This is a genomic window from Microbacterium testaceum, assembly GCF_001476285.1.
Taxonomy (GTDB): domain Bacteria; phylum Actinomycetota; class Actinomycetes; order Actinomycetales; family Microbacteriaceae; genus Microbacterium; species Microbacterium testaceum_B.
In genome coordinates this window covers 1-20664 of the sequence record NZ_LDRU01000077.1, presented here as the reverse complement: position 1 = coordinate 20664, position 20664 = coordinate 1, and the positions used below count along the sequence as shown (strand labels likewise).

Below are 20664 nucleotides of genomic sequence, written 5' to 3'. Positions count from 1 at the left end.
CGTGAGGCAGTTCACTTCTAAATATGCCGCGTCGGGCAGTCAACACGACGAAACAGACTTCCAGAGGAAGAGTTTGTGTCGATGACAGGCGCCGAGTGGCAGGATCCCAACTGTAGACCAGAGAATCGAAACTCTCAAGTGCTGTGTTGGGGGTGGTTCACCGCTTGAGAGGACGCGGGGCCTTTCGGCCGCTCCGCTCTCCCCTGTGGGGCGAACAAGTAATAAGTTACGCGGATCCCGCGCACTCGTCCAATCCACACCACCGCCCGGGCGTGTCGCACCCCCGAAACCGCGGAAATCCGCGGATTTCACGTCCAGCGCTCGGCGCCGCCCCATCGGCCCACCCACGACTCGAGGTGCGGCTCGTCACCCACGGGAAGGACTCCGTTCGTCACGACGGTGCCCGTCGTGAACCCGACCGCTCCGTGCCATCGCTCCTCACGGCGCCGCGCCCGACGGGAGGCCGCCTCGCCGATGGCCGTCCCGTCCGCAGACCGGACGATGAGACGTCCCTCGTCTCCCTGGCCGAGCATCGCGAGTCGCTCGCGCAGTTCGTCGGCGTCGAGAATGACGACGGGCTGTGTCAGCCGGAGCACCACGCGAGCGTCGGGGACGTTCCCCACCACGAGCCGCGGGTCGGTCGTCAGGACTGGCACGGCGGGGGCGGCATCCAGGATCACCGTTGCACGAGGAAACGCCTCCAGGACCGAGTCGACGCACAGGAAGGTCGCTGCCGACGCGAACTCTCCGTCCAGGTGGATCGCGAGGTCGGGGGTACTGGGCAACAGGCCGCGACCGGAGGATCCGTCGACCGGGATCAGGTCGGCGAGTAAGAGCGTCTGCGCGTTGCCCTCGCGGGCACGATCGACGCCCGTTCGTTCGGCCCACTCGGGTCCGTCGTGCCAGGCGACGGCATCCGGGATGTGCGCGAAGACGGCACCCGCCTGCCAGGCGCGATGCGCCCATTCCCAGTCCTCGCCGCCATACGACGAGAAGCTCTCGTCGAATCCTCCGACGTCGTCGAACATCACGCGCGAGCAAGCCATGACGGCACCGATGATGTACCGGTAGCAACGGTCGTCGGAGAGCCGGAGGTTCTCGGTTCGGGCGTACGCGTCGAGAAGCCACTGCGGCTCGGACAGCTCGACGGTCGGAGCGATCTCGGCGATCGGCGCGGACGGGTCCACCCCCGCGAGGGCGGCGTGCCGGCGTCGCCCGACCGTGACCGCCTCGGGCAGAAGCGCGGGCAGGCGCGTCATCGCTCGGACGTACCCCGGCTCGGGGGCCGTATCGGCGTCGAGGAAGCACAGGACCTCGCCCGTACTGGCGGCCACGCCACGGTTCCGCGCGGCGGCTGCGCGGAAACCGAGGTCCGGCTGGCTCACGACCCGGACGCCCGGGGGCACGATCGGCGCGGAGGGAGAGCCGTCGTCGGCGACGACGATCTCGACGAGGTGCGCGGGATAGTCCTGACGCGAGAGCGCGAGGAGCGTCCGGTCGAGTTCGGCCTGCTGGTCGTAGTGCGTCACGATGACGCTCACCCGCGCGAGGCGTGACGGCATGTCCGCGATGTCGTCCCATCGGTTGCCGACCACCCACCCGGGTGTGCTCATGAGAGCACCTCGGCCCACCACCGGAGGTACGCGCGGGCGGCTTCGGCCCGGTCGAACGGGATGGGGTCGACGCCGTGCCAGGTCGAGGACGGGTCGTCGACAGCCTCACGAATCGCACCCGGCAGGGCCTCCGGTTCGACGGAGCGCAGTGTGCCCGGACGCAGCGCGGACATCTCGTCGATGTAGCGGTTCCGGACCGCGACGGGTCGACGGCCCCAGCCGATCCACGACGCCAGCGACCCGGACGCCGAGACGTGCCGATGGGCGATCACCGGAACCGCGACCGTGCGCGCCTGCACCGCCATCTCGGCTTCGTCGAGCCAGCCTGTGACCTCGGTCCTCACCCCGAGATCGCGGGCGCGCCGGACGAAGGCGTCGAGTTCGTCGGCGTGACCGTCAGATGCTCGCCCGAGTACGCGAAGCCGGGGCAGTCCCGCCGCGACGGTCGCGGCGAGCGCTTCGTCGTGTCCCTTGCCCGGGTAGAAGTACCCCAGAACCCCCACGGCGTCGTCGAGTCGGGGACGGGTCGACAGCGTGTGCGCGGTGACGGGAAGCGGCACCACGGCGACGGGCCCGCTCCACACGCCCTCTTCATCGAGCAACGCGCGCTCATGCTCGCTGTTGACCGCGATCGCCCGTGCCGCTCGGGCGACCGCCGCGTAGAACGCTCGCCTGCGGGGCCGGTTGCGCTCCCCATCCGAGGCTTGCGGAACGTCGTGCAGGGTCACGGTCAGCGGATGACGGGCGGCCAGCGCCAGGACGTGCTCGGTCGCGTGCTCGGGCGACGTTCCCCACAGCCGGTCGGTGATCTGGGCGTGAACAGGGGTACCCGGGGTGAGGGATGAAATCGCCACCGGGTCGATCACCCGAGGATCGGCCCCGAGATCCGTCAGCGCCTCGGCGAGGTCACGCCCGTAAACCGCGACCCCGTGGGGGCCGGGGTGGACGAGGAGGACCGGGGCCGTCACGCCGCCCGCCAGCGGTGCAGGAGCGGGGCAATGCGCGTGACGGCAGCGGCGACGAACTCCGGCCGCTCGGCGTACCAGGCGCGGTGGGCCTCGGACACGGTCGCGGTGGGGAGGATCTCGCCCTCGACGGTCCAGTCGGGCTGGGGCTCGGTATCCAGGTTCCAGGCATCGACCACCCACTCCTCGAGCGGGGCGCGCACCCCGGCGAGGATCGGACGCCCGGGATCGACCGCTCGTCCGGGCTCGCCGAGGGCGGCGACCACCCGCTCGCCGAGAGGGAGGAAGACGGCGTTGCCGGGGTGGTTGACCGTGCGGGCGAGGTCGGCGACGACGGGGGTGAACAGGTCGGATGCCGCGACGTCGAGGCCGAGCGCCTCACGCCGCCGCAGCTCGGCGATCGAGTCTGCGGCGACTTCGCGGACGGACTCCGCCGGCAGCTCGCGGGCGACCGGAAGGCCCGCAGCCTCGGCCAGCAGTCGCACGTCGTGGTAGGCCACCAGCGGCGGATCGGACTCGAATCCGGGCACGCGCAGCACGGCCTGGAACGGGTGCAGGCCCGCGTAGCGGATCGAGGGGACGAGGACCACGCGGGAATCGCTCGGGAGAGACGCGCGCAGCTGCGCGGTACCGAGAGGGAGGCCCCGGTAATCGTCACGGACCGGCTGTGCGACGAGGAACGAGGCCCGTGCGAGCACGTCATGCAGGCGCGCGGCGTCGGTTGCGGTGAGCTCGTGCACGGCCGGAATCCGGATGGCGGGCAGCGCCTCAGAAGCGATCACGAGGCGCAGGGACTCGGCCTGGCAGTTGCCGACGACCACGCCGAAGCGGGCGGGAAGCGGGGCCTCGCCGAAGAACTCCGCGTAGTGGCGACGGCGCGCTATCACCGTCCCGCCGTGGTCCGCAAGGCTCGTCTCGCCACCCTCGTCGCCGCTCATGCTGTGAACGTATCCGTCGGTGCCGTCGTCGTCCCAACCGCCCCGTTGCATTGCGATGTCTCCGTCGATGCGGTACGCGCACCGACGAAGTCCACTGCACGAGGAGGAGAAAGAATCGACGCCCCCACCATCCCCCCGATCCGGGTGGCCGCCGTGCCGTCCTCGCATCCGTACGTGGACGCCGTCACGGACCGCCGAGCGGTGGACCTGCTCGGCGACCCCGCGGTCCCCGGTGCGCCCGAGGGCCAGTGGTGGCCGCCGCAGGTTCTGCTCCCGGCCTGGCTGGAAGCACACGCGGCGGAGTTCGATCTCGTGCACCTACACTTCGGGATCGAGTCGTACAGCCCGGACGACCTCGCAGAGACCGTAGCCGCGCTGCGGCGGGTCCGGCGTCCGCTCGTGTACACCGTCCACGACCTGGAGAACCCCCAGCTCGCATCGCAGGACGCCCATCGCGCATCACTTGCCGTCCTGACCGCCGCGGCGGACCAGCTGATCACCTTGACCGAATCCGCCGACGCCGAGGTGCGCCGCGTGTACGGCCGGTCGACGACCGTCGTCCCGCACCCGACGCTGCTCGGCGCGGAGGACCCGCCCATCGGTACGCCCCGCGCGACGACCCGGGTGGGCGTGCACCTGCGCGACCTGCGACCGAACATCGACGGGGTGGGCACCGTGGCGACCCTGGTGCGGGCGATCGCCGACCTCCGCGCCGAAGGCGCGCGCGTCGAGGCCGTGGTACGGGTGAACGAGCGCGTCCGCGACGCGGAGGCGGCGGCATCCATCGACCGACTCGCCGCGGAGGCGGACGGCGTGACGTTGGAGCGCGGCGACCGTCTCGACGACGACGCGCTCTCGAGCTGGCTCGCCGACCTCGACGCGTGTCTGCTTCCGTACCGGCACGGCACGCAGTCGGGGTGGGCGGAGCTGTGCTTCGACCTCGCGGTACCGGTGATCGGCACGCGCGTCGGTCACATCTCGGCGCAACACCCGGACGACTTCCACGCGTTCACCGTGGGGGAACCGGTCTCGCTCGCGCGGGCGATCACGGACGCCACCGCTCCGGCGTGGTCGACACCGGGATCGCCGCGGAGAGCAGCGGAGGTCGCGCGGCGGCGAACCGAGCGGTTCGTCGAGCGCGATCGCGTGCGCGCCGCCCACGTGGAGATCTACCGCCGGGCTCTGCAGACGACGGACGCCGCATGAACCGCGCGGCGCGTCCGCTGCGCGTCCTCGTCGTCGCGCCGTCGCGCTATCCGCTTCGCCAGCCGCACGCCGGCGGGCTGGAGGCGTGCGTCTGGGACCGGGTGCGGTGGTTGCGCACGCGAGGCCACGACGTCACGCTGTGCGCGGCGGACGGATCGGACTACCTCGGCGACGTACCCGAGTTCCGCCTGCCGACGCCCGCGTGGACACGCCCCGAGGAGTCGTCGGATACGGATTACCCCCTCGGCTACGCCGGGGCGGTCGATGCGGCCTTCGAGGCCGCGCGCGATCGGCTGATCGCCGACCGCCACCTTTACGACGTCGTCGATAATCACAGCCTTCATCCGGCGCCGATCCGGTGGAGTCGAGAGGCCGAGATCCCGGTCGTCACGACCCTGCACACCCCTCCCCTCGAACCGCTGCTCGAAGCGGCCGGGCAGGTGCGTGACAGCCCTCACCGCTTCGTCGCCGTCAGCCAAGCGACCGCACGCGCGTGGTCGGTGGAGGGGGTGGACGCGTTCGTGTTCCCGAACGGCATCGACACCGAGCAGTGGACGCGCGGCGACGGCGGACCCTCGTGGGTGTGGTCGGGTCGCGTGGTGCCGGAAAAGGCCCCTCACCTGGCGATCGAAGCGGCGCGCGCCGTCGGGGCGCACCTCGTGCTGGCCGGGCGGATCGGCGACGTCGACTATTTCGAGCAGGAGGTCGTGCCCCGGCTCGGACCGCACGCGCGCTACGTCGGGCCGCTGCGCCAGCCCGATCTGTGCCGCCTGGTCGGGTCGTCGGCGGTCGCCCTCGTGACGCCGATGTGGGAAGAGCCTTTCGGGTTGGTGATCGCCGAAGCACTGGCCACCGGAACCCCCGTCGCCGCGTTCGACATCGGCGGGGTCTCGGAGGTCCTCGCGGGGATGCCGGGATCGGCGACCGTCACCCCCGGCGACGTCGTCGCGCTCGGGAAGGCCGCCGCCGAGCTCGCCGCCCGGGGAGCGCGTGAGCCCCTCACCCGGGTATGGACGCGGCGGGCCGCGGTGCGCCAGCACTCTCTCGCGCAGCGCTACCGGGAAGTGGAGCGCGTGCTGTCACACACCGCACAGCCCGTCGCCGCGCGACGCGCGCCGGCGGTGTCGTGGTGATCGGCTGGTACGTCCACCACCACGGATTCGGGCACGTCGCCCGGTTCCTCGCCGTGCAGCCGCACCTGCGGGTTCCCGTCGTGGCGTTCTCGTCGTCGGCGCGACCGTCCGGACTCGACCCCGCGGTCGAATGGGTGAAGCTGCCCGCGGATGCCGATGCCGTCGAGACCGCGGACGGTACCGTGCTCGATCCGCGCAGCGCCGATCCGACGGCACGCGGGGCGCTGCACTGGGCGCCGCACGATCACCCAGGTCATCGGGAACGACTGGCGACGATCGCCCGGGTCGCCGCCGAGCGACACCTCGGCGCCTTCGTCGTCGACGTGAGTGCCGAGGTGGTCGCTCTCGCTCGCCTCCTGGGCCTGCGCACCGTCGCGGTGACCCAGCCGGGGGCGCGGACCGACGCCCCGCATGCCCTCGCCTACCGCCTGGCGGATCGCATCGTGGCGCCGTGGCCGCACGGCGCGGTCCCGACCCCCGGCCTCACGGCGCATGCCGATCGCCTCGTCTGGACCGGGGGGATCTCGCGATTCGACGCGCGCACGCACGACAACGCCCGCGAGCCACGGGCGGTTCTCTTCCTCGGACGCGTCCTCGACCCCGCCGTGCACGCCGAGCTGACCACCCGGCTCTCGGCCGGCGGATGGGATGTCCGCTCCATAGGACACGACGACCACTCCCGCGTCGACGATCCGTGGCCCCTGCTCTGTCGGAGCACAGTGATCGTGAGCGCGGCCGGGCAGAACAGTGTCGCCGACCTCGCGGCCTCCGGGGCTCGAGCCGTCGTGATCGCTCAGGACCGCCCCTTCGACGAACAGCGGGCCACCGCGGACGCTCTCGAGAGGTGGGGACTCGCCCGGACCGTGGATGACACGATCTCGGCCTCTGACCTGGCCGCGGTCATCGAGCAAGCCGGGGGCGACACCCCCGATTGGACGCGCTGGCAGGCCTCGGGGGCCGCGAAGCGAATGGCCGCGGCCGTGGAAGGGATCCTGCCGTGAGGACCGCTGTCATCACGGTCGCCTCCGCGGCCAGGCGCGAGCATCTCGAGCGTCAACGACGGGTGCTCGCCGAGGTGGCCGACGACATCGTGCGGGTGGAGGCCTGGCTCGACGAGACGTTGCCGGATGGCATCCGGGATGCCGGGACCCACACGTTGCACGTGCCGCCGGGACCCCGGGGAATCAGGGTCGGCGAGGGACGGAACCGTGCCGCCGAACGGGCGATCGACGAGGGAGCCGAGCTGCTCGTCTTCCTCGACGTGGACTGCCTGCCTGGTCCGGATCTGCTGCCCGCGTACCGGGCGGCAGCGCGGACGGATCCGGCCGCCCTCCTCTCCGGCCCGGTGACCTACCTCGCGAGCATGCAGCGCCCGGGAAGCGCCTCCGACCTGCCGTTTCTCCGGCGCCCGCACCGCGCGCGACCGGCGCTTCCTCTCGGTCAGGCGCGCGCGGCGACCTCCGCCGAGTACGACCTGTTCTGGTCACTGTCGTTCGCGGCGACGCCCGCGACCTGGGGACGGATCGGAGGTTTCCACCCCGGCTACGAGGGGTACGGTGCCGAGGACACCGACCTCGCGTGGACGGCGCGCGAACGAGGCGTCGAGATGCGCTGGATCGGCGGGGCGGATGCGTTCCACCAGTGGCATCCGGTGTCGTCTCCCCCGTGGCAGCATCTCGACGACATCCTTCGCAACGGCGCGACGTTCCACGAGCGGTGGGGCGAGTGGCCGATGGGCGGGTGGCTCGACGCGTTCGCCGCGGCCGGCGCGATCGAGCGCCGGGGTGAGGCATGGGTGCGCTCGGATTGCGGTTGAGTGTCCGAGAAACGCCGTAACCGCACGGGGAGTTACGGCGTGTCTTGGACAGTCGACGAGAGTGGGGAGCGAGAGAGCCCCGCGCCCGGGAAGGGGTGCGGGGCTCTCGCGGGCCGTCAGGCGCGGCGGAGCCAGACCGTCGTCTCGGCGGGGAGCGCGTCGCCCTCGAGCGCGGTGCTCGACAGCACGATCTCGCCCGCGGGGAGAGGGGCCGGCTCGGTGCCGAAGTTGGTCACGACCGTCCATCCGTTCGGGCGCTCGAACGCCACCACGTCGTCACGGCCGGTGTCGATCCACTCGAGCTGCTCGTCGGTCTGCAGCTCGTGGCGCAGGTCGAGTGCACGGCGGTACAGCGACAGGGTCGAGGCCGGGTCGCCGTCCTGGAGGTCGACCGCGTACGTGCCGAACCATTCCGGCTGCGGCAGGTGCGCGCCGTTCGCACCGAAGCCGAACGCGGGACCGTCCTCGGTCCAGGGTAGGGGCACGCGGCATCCGTCCCGCCCCTGGTCGATCCCGGGGCTGCGGAAGAACGTCGGATCCTGCCGGTCGGCGTCGGGGATGTCGGCCACCTCGTGCAGGCCCAGCTCCTCCCCCTGGTACAGGTACGCCGAGCCCGGCAGGCCCAGCACGAAGGTCGCCGCGGCGCGGGCCCGGCGCTCACCGCGCGCGGTGTCCAGGGCGGGCGACTGGCCGCCGGAGAGCAGCCATTCGTTGCCGTGCTTGAGCGTGGGGCGACCGTCGGCTCCGCGCTCGGCATCCGGGAGTCCATAACGCGTGGCGTGGCGCACGACGTCGTGGTTCGACAGCACCCACGTGGTCGACGAGCCCGACTCCGCGGCGAGCGCGAGGTTGTCGGCGACGATCCGGCGGAACTGCGCGGGATCGAAGTCGGCCTCGAGCAGGTCGAAGTTGAACGCCTGGCCCAGGCTCTCGGCGCTGGCGTACAGCGGCACCCGAGAGGGGTGCACCCACGCCTCGGCGACGGCCGTGCGCGGCGGGTCGTAGGAGTTGAACACGGCGCGCCACTCGGCGTAGACCTCGTGCACGTCGTCGCGGTCGATCAGCGGGTGCTTCCCGTCGAAGGGCAGCGCCTCGAGCTCGGCGCGCGAGGGCAGCGGCTCGGTGAGGTCTTTGGTCAGCATGTGCGCGACGTCGATGCGGAAGCCGTCGACACCGCGGTCGCTCCAGAACCGGAGGGTGGTGAGGAATTCGTCGCGCACTTCGCGGTTGTCCCAGTTGAGATCGGGCTGCGAGACGTCGAAGTTGTGCAGGTACCACTGCCCGTCCGCCACGCGCTCCCACGCCGACCCGCCGAACAGCGACTCCCAGTCGGTCGGCGGCTCGGCGCCTTCGACGCCGGTGCCCTCGCGGAAGATGTAGCGCTCGCGTGCCGCGGAGCCTCGTCCTGCGGCGAGCGCCTCCTGGAACCACGCGTGCTTGTCCGAGGTGTGGTTCGGCACGATGTCGACGACGATCCGGATGCCGTGGGCGTGGAGTCGCTCGATGAGCTCGTCCATGTCGGCCAGGGTGCCGAGCTTGGGGTCGACGTCGCGGTAGTCGGCGACGTCGTACCCGCCGTCGGCGAGATCGGAGGGGTAGAAGGGGCTGAGCCAGATGGCATCCACCCCCAGCTCGGCCAGGTACGGCACGCGCGAGGTGATGCCCTTGATGTCGCCCAGACCGTCGCCGTCGGTGTCGGCGAAGCTGCGCGGGTAGACCTGGTAGACGACGGCCTGGCGCCACCAGTCGGGAGTCTCGGAGAGCTCGCGGGTTTGGGCGGAGGGAGCGGTGGTGGTCACGTACGGGATCCTTTCGAAAGGTCGGGGGTGGGTGTCAGCCCTTGACGGCGCCCTGCGTGACGCCGGCCATCACCCATCGCTGGGTGAAGAGGTAGGCGACGATCGCGGGAGCCATGGCCATGAGGTAGGAGGCGAAGGCGACGTTGTAGTTGTTGCTGAACTGCGTCTGGAACAGGTTCTGGCGCACCGGCAAGGTCTGCAGAGCCGGATCGCTGATGATGAGCGAGGGCATCATGAAGTCGTTCCAGGCGTAGAGGAACGCGAAGATGCCGACGGTGGCGCTCATCGGCGCGAGCAGCGGGAAGATGAGCCGCCAGAAGGTCTGCCACGTCGTCGCGCCGTCGATGCGCGCGCTCTCCTCGAGCTCGAGCGGGATCGAGCGCAGGAACGCCGTGAACAGAAGCACGCTGAAGCTCAGCTGGAACATCGTGGCGAGGATGATCACGCCGACCGGGTTGTCGAGACCGACCCGGCCGGTGAGCTGGATCTGCGGGAGCGCCACCACGGGGAACGGGATGAACATCGCCGCGAGCAGGTAGAAGAACGAGTAGCGGAAGAGCTTGCGATCCCAGTTGCGGGCGATCGCGTACGAGGCGAAGGCCGCGAGGATGATCGTCGCCGCGACCGTGCCGGCGGTGACCAGGAGGGAGACGGCGAGCCCCACGGGGAACTTCGTCAGGGTCCACGCCTGCACGAAGCCGTCGAAGCTGATCGGCGAGGGGAACGAGAAGGCGTTTCCGTCGACGACCTGCGTCCCGCTCTTCAGCGCCATCGAGATGGTCACGTACAGCGGCAGCAGCACGGTCAGCGAGCAGAGCACGAGGATGGTCGTCGCCGACCAGTTGATGCGCTCAGCGCCGACGCGACGGATGCGGCGACGGGTCCGCTGCTTCGCGGGGACGGTGAGCTCGGCCTGCTCGAAAGCGAGCGCGGGCTGGTTGAGAGCGGTCATGACAGGGTGTTCCTTCCCCGGGTCAGGGAGAGCTGGAGGAGCGAGATGACGACGGCCACGACGAAGAAGAGCGCCGCGTTGGCCATCTGGTAGGCGTAGTCGCCGCCGTTGAAGCCGAGGATGATCGACATCGCGACGCTGCGGGTCGCGGTGCCCGGCCCACCACCGGTGAGACCCACGATGATGTCGTAGGCGTTGAGGAAGCCTTTGAAGCCGAGGATGACGTTGATGACGACGTACCCGGCCACGAGCGGCAGCGTGATGCGAAGGAGCTGCTGGGTCTTGCTCGCCCCGTCGAGGCCGGCGGCCTCGTAGACGTCGCCGGGCACCGACAGCAGTCCCGCGATGTAGATCAGCAGCGTGCCGGGGATCGCCTGCCACGCGGTGACGATGACGATCGCGACCCACGCCAGATCGGGATTGGCGAGCAGGCTCGTCTCGAGCCACGGGATGCCGAGCGAGGCTCCGGCCTGCGGGACGGAGTTGCTGAAGAGGAAGTTGAAGACGTAGGCGATGATGATGCCCGAGATCACCATCGGGATGACGAAGACCGTGCGCAGCGCCTTCTTGAAGCGGATCTGCGCGGTCAGCCCCACCGCGAGCAGGAACGCCGCGACGTTCACGACGATGACGGTGGCGACCGAGAACCCGAAGGTGAAGAGGTAACTCTGCAGGATCGCCGGGTCGCTGAAGATGGCGATGTAGTTCGTCAGGCCGGTGAAGCTCCACTCGCCGAGTCCGATGGAGTCGGTGAAGCTGAAGAAGATGCCGATGATCCCCGGCACCGTGATCGCCAGCGTGAACAGCACGAGCGTCGGCAGAAGGAAGAAGTAGTAGATCGGCTCGACCCGGCGGGTGCTGCGACGCGCGGTCGCCTTCCCGCCGGTCACGATCGTGGTCGTGGTGCTCATCGCGCGGCCTCCTCGCCGGATGCGTCGTTCGTCGAGGCCGGCGGCTGCCGGAAGGCGAGCCGCGACCAGTCCTGGTCGAGGGTGTTCAGAGTGGCCTGCGGGGAGGCGCCGAACAGCATCGCCTGCGCGTAGTTGAAGACCGGGATGGTCTTGGGCACGAGCACCGAGGCGCCCTGGTAGACACGTCCCTCGTCGTAGTAGGGGATCATTCCGGCGACGCGTGGGTCGCTCGGAGCGGGAGCGTCCTTCGTGGGCGCGAAGCCGAGCTGCGACTCGTTGTACGCCTCGATCACCTCGGGCTGATACAGGTACTCGAGGAAGTCGCGCGCGGCATCCTTGTGCCGAGACGCTTCGGGGATGATGGCCGCGAGGTCCATGTTGACGCGGACCTTCAGGTCGTCCGGGTCGTCGGTCATCGGCAGCGGGAACGTGCCGACAGGAAGGTCGGGCGAGGTCTTGGCGATCTCACCGAGCGCCCACGGGCCCTGCAAGTACATGGCCGCCTGCCCCTGGGCGAACGCGAGGTTGCCATCGCCGTAGGCCCGACTCTCGGCATCCGGGTTCGTGTAATCCCGAGCGAGCTCCAGCATGCGGTCCATCGGCTCACTGAAGTCCTTCGCGAACGACACCGCCGACTGCGGCCCGACCTCGTCGCCCTCGGCGGCGAGTGCGTCGAAGAAGTCGATGACGTCGAGCGATCCGCCGACGGAGTAGTCGTACCAGCCCTGTCCGACGGTCCAGTCGTCTTTGAAGGTGCCGTAGAAGGGCGTGACGCCATTGGCCTTCAGCGTCTCGGAAACCTGGAGCAGCTCGTCCCACGTGGTCGGAACCTCGAGTCCGTACTGGTCGAAGATCTGCTTGTTGTAGATGACCGAGGCCGCCATGACCGAGTAGGGCAGCGCGCTGGTGCGCCCTTCGCAGGAGCCGTACTGGTCCATGAGGGGCTGCAGGTCGTCGCGCACCGTGCTCGCGGCCGTCGTGCCCGAGAGATCGCTCAGCGCGCACCGCTGAACGAAGCGGGCGGTCTCGTAGTTGTAGTTCGCGAGCATGATGTCGGGCGGGTTGCCGCGGACGAAGCTCGCCGACACGACGTCGACGCCGGAGCTGTCCATCTCGACGCGCACCTTGTCTTGAGAAGCGTTGTACTCGGCGACGACGTCGTTCATGAACGACAGCGCCTCACGCTTGCTGAAGGTGAAGCGGATCGTCTCGCGACCGTCGGCGGAGCACCCGGCGAGCATCGTCGCCCCCAGCACCCCCACCGCGGTCGCGGCGACCCATCGTCGCCCGGCCCTCGTCTTCGTCGACACCAGCTGCCTCCTCCGCTGCGCTGCGAATATGTTGTGTCGGCGAGTAAATCTACTCGCCAAATCAATGTGATGCAGGCAGTATTGCAGGAGAACTCAGGGGGGTCAAGAGAGCCGATGGATGCCACGACGACGACGCCGTCGCTACGCCGCCACAACCTCGACGCGGTGCTGACCCGCGTCTGGGACGAGGACGCCTTCACCGCCAGCGACGTCATCGCCGCGGTCGGTCTGACGCGCTCGACGGCAATCGACGTGCTCGACGAGCTGACCGCACGAGGGCTCCTCGCGGAGATGCCCAACGCCCGCGCGGTCGGCGAGTACTCGAAGGGGCGTCCCGCCCGCCGCTTCGCCTTCCAACCGAGCGCAGGACTCGTGGTCGGGGTCGACGCGGGACGCGGTCACCTCATCGCGACCGTCGCCGACCTCCGTGGCACGACCCTCGCGACCTCGCGGCTCACCGTCGACCCCGAGCTCGACTCACCCGAGCGACGCCGCCGCGCGGCCGAGGCGACGGTGGACGCGGCCCTCACACGAGCGCGGCGCTCGCGCGACGATCTCGCCGCACTGTGCATCGGCGTGCCGGCACCGGTCGACCGGGCGGGACGCTCCCCCGTGCACCACGACGGCTTCTGGGCGCGGATGAACCCCGACTTCGTCGACACGTTCGCCGCGTGGGCGCCCGTCGTGCGCGTCGAGAACGATGCCACCCTGGCCGCCGTGGCCGAGCGCACGCACGGCGCGGCCGTCGGGTGCGACGACTTCGTCGCCCTCCTCGCCGGAGAGAGGTTCGGCGCGGGGATCAGCGTCGACGGCCACCTCCTCCGCGGCGCGCACGGAGGGGCCGGCGAGACCGTGGCCTTCGACCAGGTCGAGGGTGTCGGCAGCGCGTGGGGCCTCGCCCCGCGGTGCGTGGACGCGGCGCGGGCGGCCCTGGTATCCGGGACCCTTCCGGTCGACAGCGCGTTGCGCGGGATCGATCCGGAGAGCATCGACGCCAAGACCGTGCTGGATCTGGCGGCCGCGGGTGACGCCGGCGCCCTCGCCGCGGCACGCGCGGTCGGCCCGGCGCTCGCCGGTGTGGCCGCGATCTTCGGCAGCCTCTTCGACGTGGAGCGAGTGGTGGTGTCGGGCGCGATCGCCGCCGGAGCGGACCCGATCATCGCGGCGGCGATCGAGTCGTTCCCGGATTCCCTGCACCTTCCCGCCCCGCGGATCGTGGCCTCGACGCTCGGGGCCGACATCGTGTCGATCGGGGCCGTCTCCGCCGCCGTCGAGTCAGCGCGCGCTCGCGCGCTCGATCTCGAGGCGTTCGCGCTGCCCGAGGACCGGGCGCGGGCGTGAGGGTGCGACCTTCGGACGATCCGGGCGAGCGAATCGACTTCCTAGGCTCGCGCACATGACCACTTCATCCTCTCCCCGCCGCTCTCTCTGGGGCGAAACCGGGCGCCTCGCCGCGGTGACCGCCGCGGGCGTGCTCTTCCTCGTCATCAACGTCGGCTTCAGCATCGACCTCGGCGCGGATGCCGACTCCCTCCGCTTCGGCGGTCTCGTCGCGCTCGACCTCGCGATGGGCGTCGCGGCTCTCGTCGTCGTGCTCTTCCGTCGCCGCGCGCCGCTCGTCGTCGCGGTCGCGCTCGCCCTCTGCGGCGCCGTGTCGTCTCTCGCGGCGCCCGCGGCCCTCCTGGCGCTGGCGTCGCTCGCCACGCGTCGTCGCCCCGGTGAGATCGCCCTCGCGGTATCGGTCTGGATCGCCGGGGTCGCGGCGGTCGGGCTGAGCGGCTTTGATCTGCTCGGTCGGCCCGCACCTCTCGGCGAAGTCGCTCTGCTCCTCGCCATCCTCGCCGTCGTGCTCGCAGCGACCGTCGCGGTCGGCGTCTCGATCGGTGCGCGACGCGCCCTGGTCGTGTCGCTGCGCGAGAGAGCACTGCTCGTCGAGGAGGAGCAGCGTCTGCGCGAAGCCGCCGCGCGCGACCACGAACGCACCCGCATCGCGCGGGAGATGCACGACGTCCTCGCCCATCGCCTGTCGCTCACCGCGATGCACGCGAGCGCCCTGCGCTACCGCGATGACCTCGACGACCTCGAGCGTGCGGAGGCCGTCGAGACCGTGCACGAGAACGCGCGCGGCGCGCTCGGCGAGCTGCGTGGCATCCTGGCCGTCGTTCGCGACCCGGATGCCGCCGACGCGGACCGCCCGCAACCGACGCTGGCCGACCTCGACGAGCTGCTCGCCGCGGAGAGCGGCGTCGATGCGCGAATCGACGTCGCTCTCACGACGCTCGATCCGGCGATCGGTCGACACGCGTACCGGATCGTCCAGGAGTGCCTGACCAACGCCCGTCGGCACGCGCCCGGCGCACCGGTGACGCTTCACCTCGCCGGGGTCGAGGGGAAGCGCCTCGAGATCGACGTCGCCAATCCCGTCTCGAACCCACCCTCCGGACCGCGAGGCTTCGGGCTGGTGGGCATCGAAGAGCGAGCGCGAGCGGTAGGCGGAACTGCGGTCATCACCGCGGGGCCGGCCGAGCACCGTGTGCACGTGGTCCTGCCGTGGAGTCCCGCGTGACCGGCGGCGCGAACGTCTCGGTCGTCGTGGTCGACGACGATCCGCAGGTGCGCGCGGGGCTCCGGCTCGTGCTGGGTGCCGATCGCGGCATCCGCGTGATCGGTGAAGCGTCGGACGGCCTCGAAGCCGAAGCGGTCATCGCCCGGCACCAGCCTGATGTCGTCCTCATGGACATCCGGATGCCGCGCTGCGACGGCCTGACCGCGACCGCACGCGAGGTGGCCGCGGACCCCTCCCGCGCGATCATCGTGCTCACGACCTTCGACGCCGATGAGGACGTCGTGCGGGCGCTGCGTGCGGGAGCGCGCGGGTTCCTGCTCAAGGACGCGCCTCCCGCCGAGCTCGTCGCGGCGGTGCGCGCAGCGGCATCCGGTCGCCCGGTGCTCGCCCCGGGCGTACTCGACCAGGTCATGCGGCTCGCCGCCGACCACACCCGCCTGCCGACCGCGGCCGAGCGCGACGCCCTCGCGTCGCTGACGCCCCGCGAACGGGAGGTCGCCGAGGCCGTGGCGCGCGGGGCGTCGAACGCCGACATCGCGGCCGAGCTCTTCCTCTCGCTCCCCACGGTCAAGACGCACGTCGGGCGGGTGCTGACCAAGCTCGGCGTCGAAAGCCGCGCGCAAGTAGCGGCGCTGTGGGCACGGGTGGGTTCGGTCGAGCGCAGACGCTGACAAGCCCCCTCGCCGTGTCGGACCCTCGGGATAGCGTCGGGAGCCTCGCCCCCCCGATCGAGAGGAGACCGGATGCCCTCGTGGCCCGAACACGTGATCTGGTGGCACGTCTATCCGCTGGGCTTCGTCGGCGCCCCGATCCGTGAGAACGAGGGACCGGATGCCGCGCCGGCGCACCGCCTGGACCGCCTCGAGCCGTGGCTCGATCACGTCATCGAGCTGGGGCTGAACGGCCTGTTGCTGGGTCCGGTGTTCGCCTCCGAGACGCACGGCTACGACACCGTCGATCACTTCCGCATCGACCCTCGGCTGGGCGATGACGGGGACTTCGACCGACTGGTCGCGGCGGCGCGGGAGCGTGGCATCCGGATCCTGCTCGACGGCGTGTTCAATCATGTGGGGCGCGGTCACGCGGCTTTCCGCGACCTGACCGAGAACGGGCCGAGCCTGTTCCGCGGGCGTTGGGTCGGCGGACGGTTCGAGGCCGACGTGTTCGAGGGGCACGAGGCACTCGTCGCGCTGGATCACTCCTCCCCCGCCGTGGTCGACCTCGTCGTCGAGGTCATGTGCCACTGGCTCGAGCGCGGCATCGACGGCTGGAGATTGGATGCCGCCTACGCGGTGCCGTCGTCGTTCTGGGCCGAGGTGCTCCCCCGCGTGCGGGAGAGCTTCCCTGAGGCGTGGTTCCTGGGCGAGGTGATCCACGGCGACGCTCCGGCGATCGTGCGGGAGTCGACGATGGACTCGCTCACGCAGTACGAGCTGTGGCAGGGCATCTGGCACGGCATCGCCGACCGCAACCTGTTCGAGCTGCGGCACGCGATCGAGCGGCACGACGAGATGCTGCGGACCTTCGTCCCGCAGACGTTCGTCGGCAACCACGACGTCACGCGGATCGCCTCGGCCGTCGGGCGTGACCTCGTGCTGCACGCCCTCGCGGTGCTCTTCACGGTCGCCGGGACGCCGTCGGTGTACGCGGGCGACGAGTTCGGGTGGACGGGAGTGAAGGAGGAACGCGTCGGGGGCGACGACGCGGTGCGACCCGCGTTCCCCTCGACCCCCGGGCAAGCGCGGGGCGACGAGCGCATTCTGCAGGCCCACCGCGCGCTCATCGCGCTGCGCCGCCGGAAGCCGTGGCTGTGGCGGGCGCATACCGACGTCATCGAGGTCACCAATACCGCTCTCGCCCTGCGGACGGCGGTCGGCGATGACGCGGTCGTCGTCGCGCTGAACGTGGGCGACGACCCGGTGTCGCTGCCGGTGGCGGACGGGCTGACCCCCGTGGCCGGCGAGGGGTGGCCGACGGACGGGCGCGTCGAGCTCGGGCCGCGCGGGTGGGTCGTGCTGGAGGCGTGACCCGGCGGCGTGCTGCCGCACGGCGGCGTGTCCCAAAATGTGCGATATCGGCGCCGCTGAGCTGCACAAAGTGGGACACGCGTTCGTCAGCGACGCGCTGCCACCCGGGGGCATGTCCCCAAATGTGCGAGATCGGCGGGGCTGAGCTGCACAAAGTGGGACATGCCTGCGCCGGGGCGCGCGGGTCAGGCGCCGGCGCGGAACCGGTGCTCGGGACGACCCGTCGAGCCGTACCGGAGGCTCACCTGCACGAGACCCCGTTCGGCGAGAGCGGTCAGGTGTCGTTGCGCGGTCGCGCGCGAGACGCCGATGCGCTCGGCCACCTCGGTCGCCGAGGCCTCGTCCGCGCCGAGAGCGGCGAGGACCGTCTGCTCGGTGGCCGAGCGCGCGAGCGACGGCCCCTCGCGCTCCCCGCGCATCACGGATGCCGCGCGGTCGATGTCGTCCTGAGACAGCGGCCGTGAGCTGGTCAGCAGATTGCGGTACCGCGCGTAACGGTCGAGCCGCTCCGCGAGCACGCGCGTGTCGAAGGGCTTCACGAGGTAAGCGAGCGCCCCGGCGGTGAATGCACGCCGGACGGTCTCGGCATCCGTCGCCGCCGAGAGGACGAAGGCGTCGATCCCGGCCGAGCGGACGAGCTCCACGCCGTCACCATCGGGCAGGTACACGTCGGCGACCAGCAGATCGGGGCGGTGCGCGGCGAGGGCGGCGCGGGCCTCGCCGACCGTGCGCGCGGGCTCGAGCGCGACGAAGCCGGGGCGCGCGGCGACGGCGTCACGGTGCAGTCCCGCGACGCGGAAGTCGTCGTCGACGACGAGGACACGGATACCGGTCATTCGCTCTCTCCTCGCAGGACTCCGGGCAGGCGGGCGGCCACGACGGCACCGTGCCCGTCACCGCCCGGATCGACGACCCACACGTCCCCGCCCCGGCGCCGCGCGAACTCGCGCGAGAGCGGCAGGCCGATACCGAGGCCGTGCACCGCCGCGGGGTCGTCGTCGCGCTCGCGCGGGGCGAAGGCGGCGTCGACATCGGCGATCCCGCCCCCGGTGTCGGCCACCGTGAGCACGATCGCGTCGCCGTCGCCGAGCACGGCGACCTCGACCTCGCGGGGTTCGGGACCGGATGCCGTGGCCGTCACGGCGTTGTCGACGAGGTTTCCCAGCACCGCCACGACGTCTTCCACGTCGTCGACGGTGCCGCGGAGATAGGTGTCGTCGGAGACCCGCAGAACCACTCCCCGTTCGCGCGCGGCGAGCGCCTTCGCACCGAGGAACGATTGCAGCATCGCGTCGCCGACGAGGTCGATTCCCGGGACGGCCCAGTCCACCGAGCCGCGGTCGACGAGGTCGGCGAGGAACGCGCGTGCCTCGACGGTGCGGCCGGCGTCGAGCAGGCCCACCGCCGCGTGCAGGCGGTTGGCGTTCTCGTGCCGCTGCACGCGGAGGGCGTCGCCCATCGCGCGGACGCTGTCGAGCCGCCCCGACAGCGCGGCGACGTCGGTGCGGTCGCGCAGCACCGCGACCCGGCCGAGCGCGCGAGCGCCGCGGCGCACCGGGCGTACGTCGATGAACACCACCCGCCCTGCGACCGGCAGCCCCGTACTCGCACCGTCACCGGCGAGGGCCGCGGCGACGGCCGGCGCGAGATCGAGGTCGGAGAGGGGGCGGCCGACGGCATCCGTGATCCCGAGAAGGCGCTCGGCGGTGAGGGTGCACACCCGCACGACCCCCGTCTCGTCGATCGCGAGGACGCCCTCGTCGGCTCCCTCGAGAACGGCGGTCTGGGTCTGCACGAGGGCGACGAGCTCCTCGGGCTGGACGCCAAGGGTGAGGCGCTCGAGTCGGCGGCGCATGAGCAGCGCGACGAGCGCCCCGATCGCGACGGCGAGCGCCACGGCCACCGCGATCCCGGCGATCAGCGCGGGCAGGTCGTCGAAGACGCTCGCGCGTTCGAATCCGACGCTCACCTCACCGACCGGAGCGCCCCCGTCGGGCGCGTACACAGGGACTTTCGCGCGCGCGGACTCGCCGAGCGTTCCGGTCTCCCACGTGACGACCTCGCGGCCCGCGAGTGCGTCCGCGAAACTCGTGCTGACGACCTGGCCGAGGCGGTCCGGGTCGGGGTGGGCCAGACGGATGCCGTGGTCGTCGGTGATCACGACGAACAGGCCGCGCGTGCGCTGGGTGACGTCGGCGGCGTAGTGCTGGAGCGTGCCGTCGCGGAGGGAGGCGGCATCCGGAGTCCCCGGGTCGGCGGAGTACCGGGCGACGAGGTCACGTACCTCGGGGGCCTCGGCGACCGCGCGGGCGATGTTGAGAGCCGACGAATCGGCCTCGGCCTTGAGCTGTTGCACGCCGAGCCAGGCGAACACCGCGGTGCACACCGCGACGACGGCGATCTGGGTCGCGATCTGCACGACGAGCATCCGGGTGGCGAACCGCATGGGGACCTCCGGGTTCGGCGTCGTCGCGCGCGGCGGTGACCGCGACGGCGTGCGCGAAATGCGCAGAACACACGGTACGCGCATAACCCCGCGCAATGCGAGCAAGCGCGCGGTCGAGGTCTCGGCATCCGTAGGGTCGCCGCATCGAGAGCGCGAGAGACGCGCCCGTCCCGACGAAGGAGTCGCGATGACCCCCCTGATCCTTGCGGCCGAAGCCGAAGAGTACGCGGTGGCCTACACGCCCGCCGACGGCGTGCTCGTCGCCCTCGGCTTCCTCATGGTCCTGTCGTTCATGGCGCTGATCATGACCCGGCGTCTCACCCCCATGGTCGCCCTCATCGTCGTCCCGACGATCTTCGGCCTGATCGCGGGGGCCGGCCTCGGACTCGGCGACATGGTGATCGACGCGATCAGCAAGATGGCGCCCACGGCGGCCCTGCTGATGTTCGCGATCATGTACTTCGGCATCATGATCGATGTCGGCCTGTTCGACCCGCTGATCCGCGTGATCACGCGCGTGCTGGGCGACGACCCGGCCAAGATCGTGCTCGGCACGGCGATCCTCGCCGGCGCCGTCTCGCTCGACGGCGACGGCTCGACCACCTTCATCATCACGACCTCGGCGATGCTGCCGCTCTACCTGCGCCTGGGGATGAGCCCCGTCGTGCTCACCTGTGTCGCGGGCCTGATGAACGGCACGATGAACATCGTCCCCTGGGGCGGCCCGACCGTCCGCGCCGCGACCGCGCTGGGACTGCAGCCCACGGACGTCTTCGTGCCGATGATCCCCTCGCTCGCCGCGGGTCTCGTCGTCTCGCTCGCCTTCGCGTGGTTCCTGGGCCTCGCCGAGCGCAAGCGTCTCGCGGGCGTCGTCGACACGTCCAAGCTCGACGCCCCCGGTGGCTTCGGTCGTCTCGGCGCCCCGAAGCTGTTCCGCGGAGCGGAGCCCAAGCCCGGCGCCGTCGCGTCGCTGCGCACCGGC

General features: G+C 71.2%; 18 protein-coding genes. 9 read left to right on the top strand and 9 right to left on the bottom strand.

Translation table 11 applies throughout. From position 1 onward, the window contains the following. Positions 1 to 308: 308 nt before the first annotated feature. Genes NS283_RS13120 through NS283_RS13110 form a run of 3 tightly spaced genes read right to left on the bottom strand, consistent with a single transcriptional unit; the run spans position 309 to position 3516 of the window. Positions 309 to 1613 carry a glycosyltransferase family 2 protein gene (locus NS283_RS13120; RefSeq protein ID WP_058597312.1) on the bottom strand — a complete coding sequence of 435 codons (1305 nt, stop codon included), beginning with the start codon at positions 1611 to 1613 and terminating at the stop codon, positions 309 to 311. Further along, positions 1610 to 2581 carry a hypothetical protein gene (locus NS283_RS13115; protein WP_058597311.1) on the bottom strand — a complete coding sequence of 324 codons (972 nt, stop codon included), beginning with the start codon at positions 2579 to 2581 and terminating at the stop codon, positions 1610 to 1612. Before NS283_RS13115 ends, NS283_RS13120 begins: the two co-directional genes overlap by 4 nt. Beyond that, on the bottom strand, positions 2578 to 3516 hold the full coding sequence (locus NS283_RS13110) for a WcbI family polysaccharide biosynthesis putative acetyltransferase (RefSeq protein ID WP_058597314.1): 939 nt from the start codon (positions 3514 to 3516) through the stop codon (positions 2578 to 2580). The genes NS283_RS13115 and NS283_RS13110 overlap by 4 nt, the downstream gene beginning before the upstream one ends. Before the next feature lie 174 nt (positions 3517 to 3690). Here NS283_RS13110 and NS283_RS13105 point away from each other — a divergent pair, with 174 nt between their 5' ends. Genes NS283_RS13105 through NS283_RS13090 form a run of 4 tightly spaced genes read left to right on the top strand, consistent with a single transcriptional unit; the run spans position 3691 to position 7671 of the window. Further along, entirely contained in the window at positions 3691 to 4722 is a 1032-nt protein-coding gene (locus tag NS283_RS13105) for a glycosyltransferase (RefSeq protein WP_193752683.1), read from the top strand. Beyond that, positions 4719 to 5855, top strand: a complete 1137-nt coding sequence (locus NS283_RS13100) for a glycosyltransferase (RefSeq protein WP_058597309.1) — start codon at positions 4719 to 4721, stop codon at positions 5853 to 5855. Before NS283_RS13105 ends, NS283_RS13100 begins: the two co-directional genes overlap by 4 nt. After that, positions 5852 to 6856 (top strand): glycosyltransferase, encoded by a 1005-nt coding sequence (locus NS283_RS13095; protein ID WP_153001452.1) that lies wholly within the window; start codon positions 5852 to 5854, stop codon positions 6854 to 6856. Before NS283_RS13100 ends, NS283_RS13095 begins: the two co-directional genes overlap by 4 nt. Further along, positions 6853 to 7671 carry a glycosyltransferase family 2 protein gene (locus NS283_RS13090; RefSeq protein WP_058597307.1) on the top strand — a complete coding sequence of 273 codons (819 nt, stop codon included), beginning with the start codon at positions 6853 to 6855 and terminating at the stop codon, positions 7669 to 7671. The genes NS283_RS13095 and NS283_RS13090 overlap by 4 nt, the downstream gene beginning before the upstream one ends. Positions 7672 to 7787: 116 nt before the next feature. On the opposite strand, the gene NS283_RS13085 is transcribed toward NS283_RS13090, so the two are convergent. From NS283_RS13085 to NS283_RS13070, 4 genes are read right to left on the bottom strand one after another with little or no spacing between them, the layout of a single operon-like run. Continuing rightward, positions 7788 to 9470, bottom strand: a complete 1683-nt coding sequence (locus NS283_RS13085) for a glycoside hydrolase family 13 protein (RefSeq protein ID WP_058597306.1) — start codon at positions 9468 to 9470, stop codon at positions 7788 to 7790. Between the two features lie 34 nt (positions 9471 to 9504). Then, positions 9505 to 10422, bottom strand: coding sequence for a carbohydrate ABC transporter permease (locus tag NS283_RS13080; protein WP_058597305.1), 918 nt, complete (start codon positions 10420 to 10422; stop codon positions 9505 to 9507). Beyond that, positions 10419 to 11333, bottom strand: a complete 915-nt coding sequence (locus NS283_RS13075) for a carbohydrate ABC transporter permease (RefSeq protein WP_058597304.1) — start codon at positions 11331 to 11333, stop codon at positions 10419 to 10421. Before NS283_RS13075 ends, NS283_RS13080 begins: the two co-directional genes overlap by 4 nt. Then, entirely contained in the window at positions 11330 to 12643 is a 1314-nt protein-coding gene (locus tag NS283_RS13070) for an ABC transporter substrate-binding protein (RefSeq protein ID WP_241492248.1), read from the bottom strand. The genes NS283_RS13075 and NS283_RS13070 overlap by 4 nt, the downstream gene beginning before the upstream one ends. 114 nt (positions 12644 to 12757) lie before the next feature. Between NS283_RS13070 and NS283_RS13065 the strand changes: the two genes are divergently transcribed. The 4 genes from NS283_RS13065 (at position 12758) to NS283_RS13050 (ending at position 17236) form a co-directional block, all read left to right on the top strand. After that, positions 12758 to 13984, top strand: a complete 1227-nt coding sequence (locus NS283_RS13065) for an ROK family protein (protein ID WP_058597303.1) — start codon at positions 12758 to 12760, stop codon at positions 13982 to 13984. 55 nt (positions 13985 to 14039) lie between these two features. Beyond that, entirely contained in the window at positions 14040 to 15209 is a 1170-nt protein-coding gene (locus NS283_RS13060; protein WP_081317424.1) for a sensor histidine kinase, read from the top strand. After that, entirely contained in the window at positions 15194 to 15880 is a 687-nt protein-coding gene (locus NS283_RS13055) for a response regulator (protein WP_241492247.1), read from the top strand. The genes NS283_RS13060 and NS283_RS13055 overlap by 16 nt, the downstream gene beginning before the upstream one ends. Before the next feature lie 72 nt (positions 15881 to 15952). Continuing rightward, a complete protein-coding gene (locus NS283_RS13050; protein WP_058597300.1) occupies positions 15953 to 17236 on the top strand; it encodes an alpha-amylase family glycosyl hydrolase in 1284 nt (427 codons plus the stop codon). 185 nt (positions 17237 to 17421) lie between these two features. Here NS283_RS13050 and NS283_RS13045 read toward each other — a convergent pair whose 3' ends face one another. Both NS283_RS13045 and NS283_RS13040 read right to left on the bottom strand, forming a co-directional pair. Then, positions 17422 to 18072, bottom strand: a complete 651-nt coding sequence (locus NS283_RS13045) for a response regulator (RefSeq protein ID WP_058597299.1) — start codon at positions 18070 to 18072, stop codon at positions 17422 to 17424. After that, positions 18069 to 19682, bottom strand: coding sequence for a sensor histidine kinase (locus NS283_RS13040; protein ID WP_193752682.1), 1614 nt, complete (start codon positions 19680 to 19682; stop codon positions 18069 to 18071). The genes NS283_RS13045 and NS283_RS13040 overlap by 4 nt, the downstream gene beginning before the upstream one ends. Before the next feature lie 187 nt (positions 19683 to 19869). On the opposite strand from NS283_RS13040, the gene NS283_RS13035 reads away from it, so the two are divergent. After that, positions 19870 to 20664 (top strand): citrate:proton symporter (locus tag NS283_RS13035; RefSeq protein ID WP_241492246.1); only part of this gene is annotated, 795 nt, incomplete at its 3' end.